Origin of the sequence: Streptomyces sp. NPDC101237 (assembly GCF_044767465.1) — a bacterium.
Lineage (GTDB): Bacteria > Actinomycetota > Actinomycetes > Streptomycetales > Streptomycetaceae > Streptomyces > Streptomyces gramineus.
The window spans coordinates 89,242-103,881 of the sequence record NZ_JBIWNY010000027.1; the positions used below are offsets into that span (position 1 = coordinate 89,242).

The window sequence follows — 14,640 nt, forward strand, 5'->3', positions numbered from 1 at the left end:
ACGGCACGATCGGTGACGGACAACAGATGCGCGTACGACCGCACGCGACCTCGAGAACGACGCGCGGCGGACCCGAGAACTGCGTAGATGGCGTCGCCGTCGCCCTTCCGGCTGCCGACGCCGTTCGCGCTTGCCGAACGTCATCCGGTCAGGTCGGCACCTGGGACTCCCCACCGCAGCGGGAGGGCGGGGCCGGCCGGTGCGTCGGGGCCTGACGCCGAAGCCGATGAACCACGTGCGTGGTTCCAGTCCAGGATCTGGACTGCCGCTCCTGCGGCCTCCAGGCCATGGCAGCGGGCGTGGTGACGGCGTCCGATGCCGTCGAGGTCGAGATGGCAGCCGAAGGCGGGGTGGGCGGTCAGGCGACGGGCGTAGGCCCACAGGGTGGGATGACCGGCGATGCGCTGGACCGCGCCCGCGTCGAGATGGTGGCGATGCACGGTGTCGAGCTGGACCAGGGCGACCCACAACTCGACGTCCGCGGCGGTGACTTCGTCGCGGATCATGTAGGTCCGCCCGAGCAGCCACCGCTCCAGTGCTCCCAGCGTCTCCAGCAACGTCACCAGCGCCGCTTCACGTTCCTCCGGCTCCCCGCCGGCCGAACCGGCGCTCTGGGCGGCCTCGTTCATGCGCTGAGCGCACATTCGCTCGACGGCGTCGATCTCCGAATCGGCACCGCACGGGTAGAGCGCGGACCGGCCGCCACCGAATCTCCCGGCGAGGTCGCGCATGATGTCCGGGGCGTGGGTGCTGACGATCCGTCCGGACCAGCCGTCGCTGAGCACCGGCGCCGTGGGCGGGCCGGTGAATCGGTGGGCGCTCGCCTCGTACAGCGGACGCAGAACCGAGTGGCCGCCTTCCGGGCCGTCCGGCACGGCGGGCAGGAAGGTGACCGGACAGGCGGCGTCAAGGCCGAGGAGGCTGTGGGCGACCGCGATGCGCAGTCCGTCGGGACCGGCCGTCGACAGATGAAGGCGGTAGCGGCCGGGAACGGCGTAGTGGCCGCTGCGCGCATCCCTTCCGATGCGGCCCCGGAAGGCCGGTGCCGACTGGTGGGACGTGTGTGCGGCCGACGGTGTGACGGTCATGGCTCTCCCAGGAAGCGGGCGCGGACGTATCCGCGGCGGAAGCGGCGTCGAAGGGGAGAGCAGGACTCACCTGCGCCCACCGGACGGGACGGCTCCTCGGTGAGACCGGGGGCGTCGTCAGTGCGCTACGCGCGTGCCTCGGTCCTCCCGGCGCCCGATCGCACTGCAGACGCGCAGCAGGTCGATGTGGCGGCGCGAGGTGAGAAGGAGAGACGGACGGGTCACTCGGACGGTGACCGGACCACAACGCCTCATGCTTCCCTATCCGTTCACTAGGATTCCCTCAGTGAGTGTCGATCCGGCCGACCTCGGCGTCAAGAGGCTCGTCTCGCATCGCGGACGCGCCGGTGGACGTCGACGTCGGCGCACTCCGCACGGTTCGGAGCGGTCAAGGGCGCCCGAACGACCGTCCTCCCCGCCGGTCCGTCCCGCCTCGATCGGATCGCCTGGTCCCGGATCCCGTACACACGACTGCCACGAAGCTGTCACACGCGGACCGGAATGCGGGTTCGGCCACGGCCCGTTGCCCCTGGCATGACTGTGGGAGTGGTACTCAACGCGTCCAACGCCGCGAACCAGGTCGACGCCACCGTACGGCTGGCCGAGGAGACCGCGGAGTCCGGGCTCGCCTCGGCCTGGTTCGGACAGACCTTCGGCGCGGACTCGCCGCAGCTCGCGGCGATCGTCGGACGGGAGGTGCCCGGACTGCAGGTCGGCACCTCCGCGATCCCCGTCTTCGGCCGCCATCCGCTGCTGGTCTCCAGCCAGGCCCTGACCGCCCAGGCCGCCACCCACGGCCGCTACCACCTCGGCCTGGCTCTGGGCACCAGGCTGCTGACGGAGACGGGCTTCGGTCTGCCCTTCGAACGCCCCGTCGCCCGGCTGCGCGAGTTCCTCACCGCGCTGCGGCAGCTGACGGAGACGGGCACCGCCGATTTCCACGGTGAGCTGCTCACGGCCACCACCCCGTTCCCGTCCCGGGTGCCGGGGGCGGAGGACGGCGTCCCGCTGCTGGTCGCCGCGATGGGGCCGCAGGCGCTGCGGGTCAGCGGTGAGCTGGCGGACGGGATCCTGCCGTACCTGGCGGGTCCGCGGGCCCTCGCGGAGCACGTCGTGCCCGCGCTGCATGCCGCCGCCGAGGCAGCCGGCCGCCCCGCGCCCAGGGTGGTGGCGCTGGTGCCGGGCGTGGTCACGGACGACGTGGATGTGGTGCGGGCCAAAGCCGTGGAAAGCCTCGCGTTCTACGAGCGGATCCCGTCCTACGCGCGGGTCATCGAGCTCTCCGGTGGTCGACGGGCCGGCGACCTGGCGGTGATCGGCGACGAGAGGGCGGTCGAGGCGGAGGTACGCCGTTACCGTGACGCGGGCGCCACCGAGGTCGTGTTCTCGGGCACCGACATCGCGGGAGAGGCGGACCGCCGGCGCACCTGGCGGCTGCTGGGCGAACTGGCCCGGTGAGCCGGGCCATGGGCGGGAGAGGACCCGGCGCACCGTGAGGAAGGCGACCGCCGCGGCCGGCCCTGCGCCGCTCGACCGTGGGATGCCCGCCGTCCGCGGCCGGGGACACCTGGTCCTCAGCGCCGCGGGCTGATTCCGGCGACCGTCAGCGCGAGCAGCCGATGCGCCTCGGCGGTGGGATCGTCATGGTGTTCCGTGGCCAGTGCGATGCCGGTGACCAGCGAGATCAGGTCCGTCACCGTGACGTGCGCGGCCACCGCACCGGCTCGCTCGGCATTGCGCAGCAGCGGGTCGACGGCGGCGCCGAGCCGGGCGGAGCAGGCGTCGACGTGTGCCCCGGAATCGGCTGTCGATTCGGTCAGCGCCTCGGCCATTCCTCGCGCCGTGGTCGCGTACGAGGTCAGGGCACCCAGCCATGCCAGCAGCGCCGCGCGGGCGTCGTCGGCTCCGGAGAGCTGCTCGGCCTGGTCGCACAGGACGGAGATCCGCTCACTGAAGACCGCTTCGAGCAGCGCCCGACGGCTGGGGAAGTGCCGGCGGACGGTGGCCGAGCCGACACCGGCGACGCGAGCGATCTGCTCCAGGGACGCCTCGGCTCCGTGTGCCGCCACCTCCTTCTCGGCGACCGCGAGGATCCGGGCGTAGTTGCGACGGGCGTCCGCGCGCCGAACGGTCATGCGCTCTCTCCGACCTTGCTAAGTGGCGGGACCCTCCGTATCGTACGGCGCATTAAACGGCGGGCCCCGCCACTTAGTCGCCGACTGCCGGTCGTCCACGTTCACCACTCCCTGGAGCGCCGATGATCCGTTCCCACGCACCCGTTCTTGTCGTCGGCGCCACCGGCAGGCAGGGCGGCGCCGTCACCCGCGCGCTGCTCGCCGCGGGGACACCGGTACGCGCTCTCGTCCGTGACCCGGACGGCGACCGAGCCCGAGCCGTTCACGCGCTCGGCGCGCGACTCGTCGCGGGAGATCTGGACGATCGGGACTCCGTGACCGCCGCAGCCCGAGGGGCCCGAGCCGTCTTCTCGGTGCAGATGCCCGACCTGGCCGGACGCGGCTTCGAAGGGGAGGTCGCGCAGGCCGAGAACCTGATCGCGGGGGCGCTGGCGGCCGGAGTCCCGCAGTTCGTGCACACCTCGGTGTCCGGCGCCGGACAGCATGTGAGCTGGGTGGAGCCCGGCTCCCCCATGGAGCCGTACTACACGGCCAAATCCGGTGTCCAGGACCGGGTGCGCGAGGCGGGTTTCGCGCACTGGACCATCGTCAAGCCGGGCTTCTTCATGGAGAATTTCCTCCCGGCGGAGCGGATCATGTTCCCTCGTGGCGTGCGCGCCGGACTCGCCACGCTGCTCCGACCCACGACGTGGCTGTCGCTGGTCGCCGTCGACGACATCGGCCGGGCCGTCGCCGCCGCCGTCACCGAGCCCGAGCGGTTCACGGAAGTCGAACTGGAGCTGGCAAGCGACCACTTGACCATGGCCACCATCGCCGAGGTGCTCAGCCGGCGTCTCGGCGTACAGGTGGCCGCGCCGGAGATGACGCCACAGCAGGCCACGGCGGCGGGAATGCCACCGATGGGCTTCGGTCAGGCCAGTATCAACGACCACCCGCAACCGGCGCACCCGGACTTCGCCCGCGCCCTGCGCGTCCCGCTCACCTCCTTCGAGGAGTGGGTGGAACAGCAGGCCTGGGACATGTGAACCCCACCGCGCCCGGCACGGCACGGCACGGCACGGCCGCACGGTGTCGGCCCGACGCGCGTCGGCGTCCAGGCGTGCGACGGCCGTCGCGGTCGGCGGCCCGCGCCGCCGGGTCCGCGCACCGGGCGACCTGGCGGCGTGGGCCGTGCCGGACTCAACCCGGCTGGTGCCCCCGGCGGCGCCATTCCCGCGCAAGCAGGTCGTAGGAACGGACGCGGTCCGCATGACGGTGGGTGATCGTCGTGACGAGCACCTCGTCCGCGCCCGTGGCCTCCTGAAGTCGTTCCAGCTGATCGGCCACCTGGCCGGGCGAGCCGACGAACTGGGTCTCCACGCGGTCCGCGACGAGGGCCCGGTCCTCGTCGGTCCACGTGTGGGCGCGCGCCTCTTGGGGTGTCGGGAACTCGATCGCGCCCTCGGCGGTGCGGATGCTGCGTACCCACAGCCCGTAGCCGGTGGCGAGTTCGCGGGCCGTGGCCTCGTCCTCGGCGACGACGACGTCCGCCGACACGCTGATGTACGGCTTGTCGAGGAACTCGGAGGGCTGGAAGAAGGACCGGTAGCCCTCCACCGCCTCCAGGACCGTGCCCGGACTGACGTGGTAGTTGGCCGCGAACCGCAACCCTCTCGCCCCGGCCACCTCGGCGCTCTGACCACCGCTGCTGCCCAGGATCCACACGTGTACGTCGGCGCCCTCCCCCGGCACGACATGCGCCTCGACGCCCTCCGGTGAGCGGTAGGTTCCCGCCAGCAGAGCGAGGACGTCGCCGATCTGCTCGGCGTAGTCCTGCGACTCGGCGCCCGGCAGCAGGAGCAGCCTGCGCTGCAGTGCGACGCGGGGTGAGCCGAGCAGGGAGTCGAAGGAGAAACGCGGCGGGATCAGCAGCCCGTTCGAGGTACGGCCGTCGACGACGGGGGGCGCCGTCGGCGGCGGTCCGGCCGGCCGTCCCGGAGGGCGGCCGCCCGAGCGGCCCAGGCCCAGGTCGAAGCGGCCCGGGTGCAGCGCGTCGAGCAGTCCGAACTCCTCCACGGTGGAAAGTGCCGTGCGGTGGCCCAGTTGCACTGCCCCGGAACCGAGCCGGATGGTGGAGGTGGCGGAGGCGGTCAGCGCCAGGACGACGGCGGGGGACGTGCCGGCCACACCGGGGTTGAGGTGATGTTCCGCGAACCAGTAGCGGTGGTATCCGAAACGCTCGGCCTGCTGAGCGAGGTCGACGGAGTTGCGCAGGGCTTCCGCGGCCGTTCCGCCCGACGGGATCGGGACCAGGTCGAGGACGCCCAGGGGTGTCTCAGGCACGGGGGGACTCCTGGGTGGTGGTCGGTGGTTCGGGCCGCACGGGACTCCAGTCGAAGGGCGGATCCGGGATGTCCTTGCGCAAGGTCGGGGCGACGGCGGACTGGAACAGTTCGAGCGAGTCGCGGTGCTGGGTGTCGGTGACGCCGCTCGCGTCCGCGTGCAGATGGAGAACGGTGTGCCCGAACTGTTCGTGGTAGCGGTGCACTTTGTCGATGACCTGCTGCGGGCTGCCGACCAGGGCCGAGCTTCGCTCGACGAAGTCCTCCAGCGTCTCGAACACCACCGGCAGGCCAACCGCCTTGAGGAACGCGAGGTTCGACTCGAAGACCGGCCGGTACGCGGCCAGCGCTTCCTGCGAGGTCGGGGCCACAAGGACGCCCGCGGTACCCGCCCCCACCGCGATGCGCGCCGGGTCGTGGCCGTAGTGCTCCCAGCGCTCCCGGTAATGCCGGATCAACGCGGCATAGGGCTCGATGGGGTGGGTGACGTTGGCGGAGAAGAGCGGGTCGCCGTGGCGCGCGGCCAGGTCGACCGACTCCGTGCTGGTGGCGCTGCCGTGCCAGACCCGGACCGGCCGCTGGTACGGCCGCGGCCAGACCTCGGCGTCCGTCAGCGGTGGGCGGAAGCGGGTCGCGGCGGTGACCTTGTCCTGCCGCCAGATCCGCCGGAACACCTCGTAGCTCTCGGCGTTGCGGTCCCACTGATCCTCGGGGGTGACGTGGAACAGCTCGCGCTGGGCGGTGCCGTTGCCCTTGCCGATGATCAGGTCGAGCCTGCCCTCGGACAGATGGTCCAGGGTCGCGTAGTCCTCGTACGCCCGGACCGGATCCAGCAGGCTGAGCGTCGTCACGGCCGTGAAGAGCCGGATCCGTCGCGTCAGAGCCGCCACGTGGCTCAGCACGACGGTCGGGGACGAGGAGATGAACGGCCGCTCGTGCCGCTCCCCCACCCCGAAGCCGTCGAAGCCCAACTCCTCCACCAGAAGGGCGTTCTGGACGACCTCGCGGAAGCGGTCGTGCGTCGACTTCAGCACTCCGCCGACCGGATCCGGCCGGTGCACGATGAGGGTGATCGCGAGGAACTTCATGACGCCGCCCGCTGCTCGTCGCGGCCGACGCCCGGCCGGGCCAGGCCGAAGTTGTCGCGGAGCGTGGGGCCCGCGTAGTCGGCGGCGACGATCTTTCGTCTGCGCAGTTCGTGGAGAAGTCCGTTGACGATGAAGTCGTGCCGGCGCGGGTCCGCGAGACCACTCAGCGAGATGACGTCGAGGACACCCGCACGGAAGCGTTCCTCGACGGCGTCGGCGAGCTGCTCCGGAGTTCCCGCCGCGGCCCAGTGGCCGGTGTCCTGCGCCGCGACGACGAGTTCCCGCAGCGTGTAGCCCTGCCGGGCGTAGCCGGTGAAGATGTCGACCCGGCCGCGGCGGCGCCTGACCGAGTTCACGTCGGGCAGCAGGCCCTCCGGCAGCGGCGCGTCGAGCGGGAGCTCCGACAGGTCGAGTCCGCCGCCCAGCATGTCGGCCACCTGGGCACGGCCGGGTTCGAAGTCGATCGATTCCCGTTTCTCCCGTACGAGACGCCTCGCTTCCTCCTCGGTGGCGCCGAAGGTGGCGTGGAACGAGCTGAAGATCAACGGCAGTCCGTCGGGGCGCCCGAGTCGCCGGGCCTGGTCACGTATCTTCCGGGTGAATGCCCGCGCGTGGTCGAGCGTGGGCAGCGAGGTGAACACGATCTCCGCGTAGCGGGCGCCCAGTGCCGTCCCCGCCTCGGACTGCCCGGCCTGGATCTGCACCGGACGCCCCTGCGGCAGCGGCGGGATGTTGAGGGGACCGGTCACGCTGAAGAACCGGCCGCGGTGGTGGATCGGGCGCACCAGGTCACGGCGCAGCACCGTCTTCCCGTCCGCACCGGCCGTCAGCGCGCCGGGCTCCCAGCTGTCCCACAGCGCGTTGACCACGTCCAGGGTCTCCGCGGCGCGGGCGTAGCGATCCTCCGGGCTGGGCAGTTCGCCGTGGCCGAAGTTCTCCTCACCGATCGAGGAGGTCACCAGGTTCCAGGCGGCCCGCCCGTTGCTGACGTGGTCGAGGGTGCCGAAGAGGCGGGCCAGGTTGAACGGGTGGTGGAAGGTGGTCGACACCGTCGCGATCAAGCCGATCCGTGAGGTCACCTGGCTGAGCGCGGACACGAAGACGAGCGGCTCCTGCGCACCGATCGCGCCCTGGGCGTCGAACCTGAGCAGATCGGCGGTGAACAGCGCGTCGAACCGCGCCGCCTCGGCGAGTTCCGCCACCCGGACGGCCGTGTCGAGAGTGGATCGGGTCGGGTCGATGGCAAGGTCGTACGTCTCCGAGGTGCCACCGGCGGCGGTCACGGTTTTCAGCGTTCTGGGCTGCTTTGCGCTCACTGCTCGTCCCTTCTCATCGATGCCGGTGGCATCGGAGGTGGAAGTCTTTGCGGAGACAGACGGACGCCTGGGGACGCGAGATAGGCCCCGGCCGGGCAGCACGGATGCGCACCGGATCACGGGCAGGCGCCCGGACGGGTGGTCAGCGACAGAGCGCGGTGTGGGTCCGGCACAGGTCGACGTGCCGACGCTTCGTCCAGACCGGCGGCATGGCCACGACCGGTCCGACGTGCGTTGCCCTCACGATGACTCCTGACAGAATGCGGCGCGGGTTCCGACAGCGCGGCGGATCGGTGCCGTTGCCTGCGCGGTGCCGGCAAGCCGGTTCGCTCGGCACGGCATTGATCAGAGGCCTCATGATGCGCCGCCGGAGTCCGGGAGGCAAGAGCGCACGGTCGGCGTCTCGCTCTCCGGCTGTGCTCAACCGGCGTGCGTGACCAAGGTCATTGACATCGCGAATCCGTACCGGTTGTCATGAGCACATGAAACGGCATCCAGGAACGTACCGGTCGGAGGGTGTGCGGCCGCCCGGACAGCACGGTCGCTGACGTTGCGCTCTGAACTGCTCGCCACCGCACGGGCGGAGCTGGCGGCCCACCCCGGAGTCCTCCTCCACGGTCCGGCCGGCATCGGCAAGTCCGCGCTCGTGGAGGCCCTGACCGCCGACGCGACCGGCGCGGTCCTCAGGTGCACGCCGTCCGACGAGGACGGCGAACTTCCCTTCTCCGGCCTCGTGGACCTGTTCTCGCGGGTCCCGGACGGACTCCTCGACACGCTCGCCTCCGAGCCCCGGACGGCGCTGCGATCCGCCCTGCTGCGGGGCCCTGAACCGGAGTCGGGCCGTGACCGGCTGGCCCTGCGCATCGCCGTCCTGGACGTGCTGCGCGGGCTGGCAGCGGCAGGTCCGCTCCTGCTCGTCGTCGACGGCCTGCACGCTCTGGACACCCCGACCTTCGACATCCTCACCTTCGCGATGCGACGGTTGGGCACCGTCGACGTACGGATGGTGGCCGCGGAGCGTGTGGCCGACGGCGAACAGCCGGAACGGCTGCGCGGTTGTCCGCCCGGCACCGTCGAACTGCCCGTGCCTCCGCTGACGGACACCGAGGTCTCTCGCCTGGTGCACCGGCGCGTCGACCCCGGTATGCCACCGGCCGTCCTGCGTGCGATCCGCCAGGCCGCCGCCGGAAACCCCTCGTACGCCCTGGAGTTGGCCCGAGCCGCCCTCATCGGACCGCCGCCGCCGGACGTCCGGCCCGCGCTGCGCGTCCCGAGGAGACTGCGCACCCGGCTGCTGGACCGAGCGAGCACGCTGCCCGAGCCGGTCCGGAACACCCTCCTGATCGCGAGCATCGCCGGCCGTCCCACGCTCACCCTGCTCCGGGCCGCCGGGATCGCCTGCCCGGCCGGGCATCTGAGGGAGGCGGAGCGGCTGGGCGTCGCGTCGGCCGACGCCGACGGAACCGTTCGCTTCGGGCACCCGCTCGTGCGCGCGGCCCTCCAGTGCGACGCGTCGCAGAACACGCGCCGACAGGCACACGCGCTGCTGGCCGACGTGGTCACCGAGCCCGTCGAACGGGCCCGCCACCTCGCCTGGGCGCGTCCGTACGACGACGAGGGAACCGCCCGCACCCTGATGTCCGCGGCGGAGTCCGCGCGCCGCGACGGAGCCCTCGCGACCGCCGGCGAACTGGCCGGGCTCGCCGCCCGCCGCACCCCCGCCGACCGTGCCGCGGACCGTGCCGAGCGCTTGCTGGCGGCAGCCGCTTTCGCCTGCGACGCGGGGCGGGCGGAGGAAGCCCGCCACGCGGCGGCCACCGTCCTGTCCGAGTCGGACTCCGCCCGGCGCCGGGTACGGGCCCGGCTGGTGCTGCTGCGGACCGCGGGGCAGGATCCGGAGACCTTACCCGCGTTGATCGAGGACGGCCTGCGGGACGCGGCGGGCGATCCACAGGCCGAGGCATGGCTGCACCACGACCTGGCGGTGCGCGGCCTGCTGTCCGGGGACCTGCGGAAGGCGACGCGGTACGCGCGGCGCGCCGTGCGGGGGGCGACGGCGGCCGGTGACACGGAGACCAGGATCGGGGCGCTCGCCACACTGGCCCGGGTGCGGTCCCTGAAGGGCGAGCCGACCGACGCCGTACTCCGGACGGCCCTCGCCCTGGCCGACGGCACCGCCGCAGGTCCGGGGACCCGGCGGCTGATCCGGGCGCGGGCAGCCCTGGACCTGGACCACGACCGTGTGGCCGAGGCCCGGGAGCGGACCGGACCGCTCCTCGCATCGCTCTCTCCCTTCCCCGGCGTCGAGGAGGAACTGGCGACCTTGGTCCTGCTGACCCGCGTCCAGGCGCGCACCGGACGGTGCCGAGAGGCCGTGCGCACCGCGGCCCGCTGTGCGGACACCGCGGCCGGGTCGGCCCGGGCGTTGTACGCGGCCGCGCTCGCCGCAACCGTCGGCGGCACCGCCGAGGAGGCCCGCAGCCTGGCCAGGCAGGCCGTTCACGCCTCGGAGGCCGACGGCGACCGGCTTCTCCTCCTGCACGCGCTGGCGGTGCTCGGACAGGCGGAGTTGCTCGGCCACGACCCACGCGCGGCGTCGGCCGCGGTCGAGGCGTTGCAACGCGTCGGAAGGATCGCCTCCGGCATGGGGGCAGCCGGTCCGCCCTTCCTGCACTGGCAGGCCGACCTGGCGGAGGCACTGGTCGTCCTCGGCGAGACCGACGAGGCGGTCGTCGTGCTCCGCGAGGCGCGCGGACACGTGCCCCCCGAGACGCCCCCCGGCGTGCTCGCATCGCTGGAGCGGGCGCAGGGGCTGGCCGAAGCGGGCGCGGGCCGTGCGCAGGTGGGCGCGAAGACGTTGCGCAGTGCGGTGCACCGCCTGCGGCCGCTCTCCCTGCCCGTGGACCTGGTACGCACCCTCATCTCCCTCGGCACGGTGGAGCGGCGTTCGCGTCGCAGGAGCGCGGCCCGCGCGGCTCTCGACGAGGCCTTGGAGACCGCCACCCGGATCGGCGCCGCTCCGCTGGCGGCGCGGGCGAGGGACGAGCTCGCGAGAGTCGGGGCGGCAAGCCGGGAAGCCAGGCCCAGCCTCACCCCGGCCGAGGCCAGGGTCGCCGAGCTGGTGGGCGACGGCGCCACCAACCGGGAGGTCGCGGCCGAGCTGTTCATCAGCGTCAAGACGGTGGAGGGGACCTTGTCCCGCGTCTACCGCAAAGTCGGCGTCCGATCGCGGACCGCGCTCGCGCATGCGATGGCCTTCGCCGTCATCGCCACCGGGGCGGCCGTCGACTCCGGCGACGACGGCCCGGCCAAGCCGCCGGACCAGACGGTGACGGCCGCTCAGCCCGGCCGGACGCAAAGCCGTCGCGCTCCGGACATGCGCCGTTGACGAGTCATCCTCCGTTCACACGTGACGCAAGGGTTACCCCGCTTATGCGGCGGGGCCGGATTTTCTACGGTGAGCCCGTTCCCGATCGGGAACAACTCCCCCACTCCCCGGAGAACTTCAGTGAAGTCACGTTTGAAGCTGGTCGGCCTGCTCGCCGCGCCGGCCCTCATCACCGCCGCGGTCCCCGCCGCGTACGCCGCGAGCGCTCCGCACGCACCCCGCGCGGCCCTCGCCGGAGACGTCCTGGCGGGACTGGGACGGAGCGCGACCCGGACCGGCGACGTCGCGGCCACCAAGCGCATATCCGTGGCCATCAGCCTGACGCCCAGAGGCGGCAACGCCCTGGACACGTTCGTCGCGAGTGTCAGCGACCCGCACTCCGCGGCCTACGGCCACTACCTCAGCAAGAGCCGGTTCGCGGCCCGCTTCGGGCGAACCGGTGCGGAGGTGGACCGGCTCACCCGCTACCTGCGCGCCCAGGGACTCACCGTCGGCACGGTCCACTCCGGGAACCTGCTGGTCGACGCCAGCGGCACGGCCGCGCAGCTGGAGAGGACGTTCGGCACGAGGCTGTCGACCTGGAAGGACTCGGCGTCGGGACGCTCCTTCTACGCCAACGACAGCGCGCCCACTCTGCCGACCGACGTCGCTTCTCTCGTCAGCGACGTGGCCGGCCTCAACAACCGCGTCCTGCTGCACCACCAGGCGGTCCCGCGCACGGTCTCCCCGCACAACGGTCCCGGTGGCGGCTACACACCCGCGCAGCTCAAGGGCGGCTACAACGTCTCCGGCACGTACACCGGAAGCGGCCAGCGGATAGCGCTCCTGGAGTTCGACGGCTTCCAGCAGTCCAACATCACCAAGTACGACACCAACTACAGCCTCGGTTCCCCCGCACCGACCGTGAAGAAGGTGGACGGCGGCTCCGGTTCGCTCGGTGACGGCCAGGTCGAGGTGGAACTGGACATCGAGGTGCTGCACGCGATCGCGCCGAAGGCCAACGTGACCGTCTTCGAGGGCCCGAACTCCGACGCCGGCGAGGTCGACACCTACCAGGCCATCGTCGACAGCGGCATCCCGACGACATCGATCAGCTGGGGCGCATCCGAGAGCGACCGCACCACGTCGAACATCAACGCGGTCGACGCCGTCTTCAAGGCCGGCGCGGCCCAGGGTCTCGGCTTCTACGCGGCCTCCGGGGACGACGGCTCCGACGACGCCGGAAACGGCGGGACCTCGGTCGACTACCCGGCCAGCGACCCGTACGTCACCGGCGTCGGCGGCACGAAGCTGACCGTCACCTCCGCGAACGCGTGGAGCAACGAGGTCGCCTGGTCCGGTGGCGGTGGCGGCAGGTCCTCCGTCTTCAAGATCCCCAGCTGGCAGACCGCCGTCCAGAAGAGCGCGGGCGGCGGTTACCGCCAGGTCCCGGACGTCTCGGCGCACGCCAACCCCAGCCCCGGGGTCTCCGTCTACTCCCAGGGCTCGTGGTTCTCCGTCGGCGGCACCAGCGCCGCGGCCCCGGAGTGGGCGGCGTTCGCGGCTCTCTACAACCAGCAGGCCGCAGCGGCCGGCAAGGCGGGCCTCGGCTTCGCCAATCCCGCCCTCTACGCCGCCTCGGGCACCGGCTTCCACGACATCACCAGTGGCAGCAACGGCGCCTACTCCGCGGCCACCGGCTGGGACTTCACCACGGGCTGGGGCTCGTACAACGCCGCGACCCTCGCGGGCAAACTGCTCGGCTGACACCTGACGGCCACAACGCGGGCCGGGACGACCCGGCCCGCGTCACCGTCACCACCCGGTACCGTCCCGGACGCGGGGGGGGGGGGGGGGGCCCCCCCCGGCCGCCCCCCCCGGGGGGGGCCCCCCGCGGCCCCCGCCGGGCGGGGGGGGGGAGTACCCCCCGGCCCCGCCCCCCCCCCCCCCGGCCCCGGCCGCGGCCGGGGCCGGGGGGGCGGCCCCGCCGCCCGGCGTCCCGCGGGGAGCGCCGCCTCGCGCTCCCCGTACGGCTCGTCGGTGTCATGACCGCCCGGCACGTCGCCCCTCCTCCCTTTGTGACACCCGCATTGCGATCACGTGGCAGGCCCCCGGGAGGGCTGGCGCCCAGCATGATCACGGCCGAACAATCGATGCCGGCCGACCTGCTCACCTCCCTGCGCGGAGCACGACCGGCACGCGCAAGCCCGTTCCCCCCACCCAGGCGGCGTACCCCTGCCGCCCAGAAAGTGTCAGGCCCATGCCACACACCGGCACCCCCTCGCCGGCCCCGCGCCCCGCCACGGCCACCGGGACCCGCTCGCCAAGGAAGGCGGGCTCGTGATTCGGCACGTGACCCGCAAGGCCGCGGGATGGCTCGTCATGATCGTCGTCGCCACCAACGTGACGTACCTGCTGGCCTCCTGGTTCCTCGACCCCAGGTCCAACTACCGCGGCCTGCGGCCGGTTCGCAGCGAGGAACAGATCGATCACGCGCTCGCGCCCTACAACCTGGATCCGCGGGTCCCTCTGGCGGACCGGTGGTGGCACTGGTTCAGCGACGTGATCCTGCACTTCGACTGGGGGAAGTCCCCGGTCGGGGCGTCGGTCGACGCGGAGATCGGCTTCCGGGTCGTGGTCAGCGGGCAACTGGTCACCGCCGCGACGGTGCTGTCCGTGGTGGCGGGCGTCGCGCTGAGCGTGTTCACCGCCTCCCGGCAGTACGGATGGTGGGACCGGATCACCCAGCTGGTCTCGGTGTTCCTCTTCAACGTCCCGGCCGCCGTCGCGGCCCTGGCGGTCGTCTTCGCCGGAATCTGGCTGAACCAGCACCTCGGCTGGCGCTTCCTGTACGTCGCAGGGGAGAAGTCCCCCACCGTCAGCGGACTCTGGCCGACGACCGCCGACCGACTCCAGCACCTCTTCCTGCCCACGCTGAGCCTCACCCTGCTGGGCTACGTCGGCTACCACCTGACCCAGCGGTCGCTCCTGCTGGACACCATCGACTCCGACTTCGTGCGCACGGCCCGCGCCACCGGCCTGACCCGCGCCCAGGCGATCCGCAGGCACGCGCTGCGCGCCTCGCTGATCCCGACGGCCACCTCCGTGGCGTTCAGCATTCCGGCGATCTTCACCGGTGCGGTGATCACCGAGACCGTCTTCGGCTGGAACGGCATGGGCCAGTACTTCGTCCAGACCATTGCCAAGAACGACGTGCACGGCGCCGTCGCCGTCGCGGCCTTCGGCGCCGCCATGACCGCGATCGGCGCGATCCTGGCCGACATCGCCGTGGTCGCCCTCGACCCCCGGGTGCGGGTGAGGTGAC

General features: G+C 72.5%; 9 protein-coding genes, 1 pseudogene and 1 riboswitch. Of the genes and pseudogenes, 5 read left to right on the forward strand and 5 right to left on the reverse strand.

Going from position 1 to position 14,640, the window contains the following annotated elements; all coding sequences use genetic code 11:
* Positions 1–121 precede the first annotated feature (121 nt).
* A riboswitch (SAM riboswitch) is annotated at positions 122–232 on the reverse strand.
* A 13-nt stretch (positions 233–245) separates the two neighbouring features.
* Positions 246–1,088: pseudogene (locus tag ACIRQ9_RS32530) on the reverse strand (glutathione S-transferase C-terminal domain-containing protein); the annotation flags it as partial.
* Between the two features lie 534 nt (positions 1,089–1,622).
* Here ACIRQ9_RS32530 and ACIRQ9_RS32535 point away from each other — a divergent pair.
* Entirely contained in the window at positions 1,623–2,546 is a 924-nt protein-coding gene (locus ACIRQ9_RS32535; protein WP_404181570.1) for an LLM class F420-dependent oxidoreductase, read from the forward strand.
* A gap of 116 nt (positions 2,547–2,662) precedes the next feature.
* Here ACIRQ9_RS32535 and ACIRQ9_RS32540 read toward each other — a convergent pair whose 3' ends face one another.
* A complete protein-coding gene (locus ACIRQ9_RS32540; protein ID WP_404181574.1) occupies positions 2,663–3,223 on the reverse strand; it encodes a TetR/AcrR family transcriptional regulator in 561 nt (186 codons plus the stop codon).
* Positions 3,224–3,345: 122 nt separating this feature from the next.
* On the opposite strand from ACIRQ9_RS32540, the gene ACIRQ9_RS32545 reads away from it, so the two are divergent.
* Positions 3,346–4,248 carry an NmrA/HSCARG family protein gene (locus tag ACIRQ9_RS32545; protein ID WP_404181577.1) on the forward strand — a complete coding sequence of 301 codons (903 nt, stop codon included), beginning with the start codon at positions 3,346–3,348 and terminating at the stop codon, positions 4,246–4,248.
* Positions 4,249–4,402: 154 nt separating this feature from the next.
* Here ACIRQ9_RS32545 and ACIRQ9_RS32550 read toward each other — a convergent pair whose 3' ends face one another.
* The 3 genes from ACIRQ9_RS32550 to ACIRQ9_RS32560 are packed head-to-tail and all read right to left on the reverse strand — an operon-like array spanning position 4,403 to position 7,915.
* Positions 4,403–5,545 carry an LLM class flavin-dependent oxidoreductase gene (locus tag ACIRQ9_RS32550; RefSeq protein WP_404181580.1) on the reverse strand — a complete coding sequence of 381 codons (1,143 nt, stop codon included), beginning with the start codon at positions 5,543–5,545 and terminating at the stop codon, positions 4,403–4,405.
* Positions 5,538–6,632: an LLM class flavin-dependent oxidoreductase gene (locus ACIRQ9_RS32555; RefSeq protein ID WP_404181583.1), complete on the reverse strand. Its 1,095-nt coding sequence runs from the start codon at positions 6,630–6,632 to the stop codon at positions 5,538–5,540. The genes ACIRQ9_RS32550 and ACIRQ9_RS32555 overlap by 8 nt, the downstream gene beginning before the upstream one ends.
* On the reverse strand, positions 6,629–7,915 hold the full coding sequence (locus ACIRQ9_RS32560; protein ID WP_404181586.1) for an NtaA/DmoA family FMN-dependent monooxygenase: 1,287 nt from the start codon (positions 7,913–7,915) through the stop codon (positions 6,629–6,631). Before ACIRQ9_RS32560 ends, ACIRQ9_RS32555 begins: the two co-directional genes overlap by 4 nt.
* 583 nt (positions 7,916–8,498) lie before the next feature.
* On the opposite strand from ACIRQ9_RS32560, the gene ACIRQ9_RS32565 reads away from it, so the two are divergent.
* The 3 genes from ACIRQ9_RS32565 to ACIRQ9_RS32575 all read left to right on the forward strand — a co-directional run bounded on the left by ACIRQ9_RS32565 (position 8,499) and on the right by ACIRQ9_RS32575 (position 14,639).
* The gene (locus ACIRQ9_RS32565; RefSeq protein WP_404181589.1) at positions 8,499–11,336 is read left to right on the forward strand and encodes an AAA family ATPase; all 2,838 of its coding nucleotides are present in this window, start codon (positions 8,499–8,501) and stop codon (positions 11,334–11,336) included.
* Positions 11,337–11,456: 120 nt separating this feature from the next.
* On the forward strand, positions 11,457–13,082 hold the full coding sequence (locus ACIRQ9_RS32570) for a protease pro-enzyme activation domain-containing protein (RefSeq protein ID WP_404181592.1): 1,626 nt from the start codon (positions 11,457–11,459) through the stop codon (positions 13,080–13,082).
* Between the two features lie 573 nt (positions 13,083–13,655).
* Positions 13,656–14,639: an ABC transporter permease gene (locus ACIRQ9_RS32575; RefSeq protein WP_404181595.1), complete on the forward strand. Its 984-nt coding sequence runs from the start codon at positions 13,656–13,658 to the stop codon at positions 14,637–14,639.
* Position 14,640 lies beyond the last annotated feature (1 nt).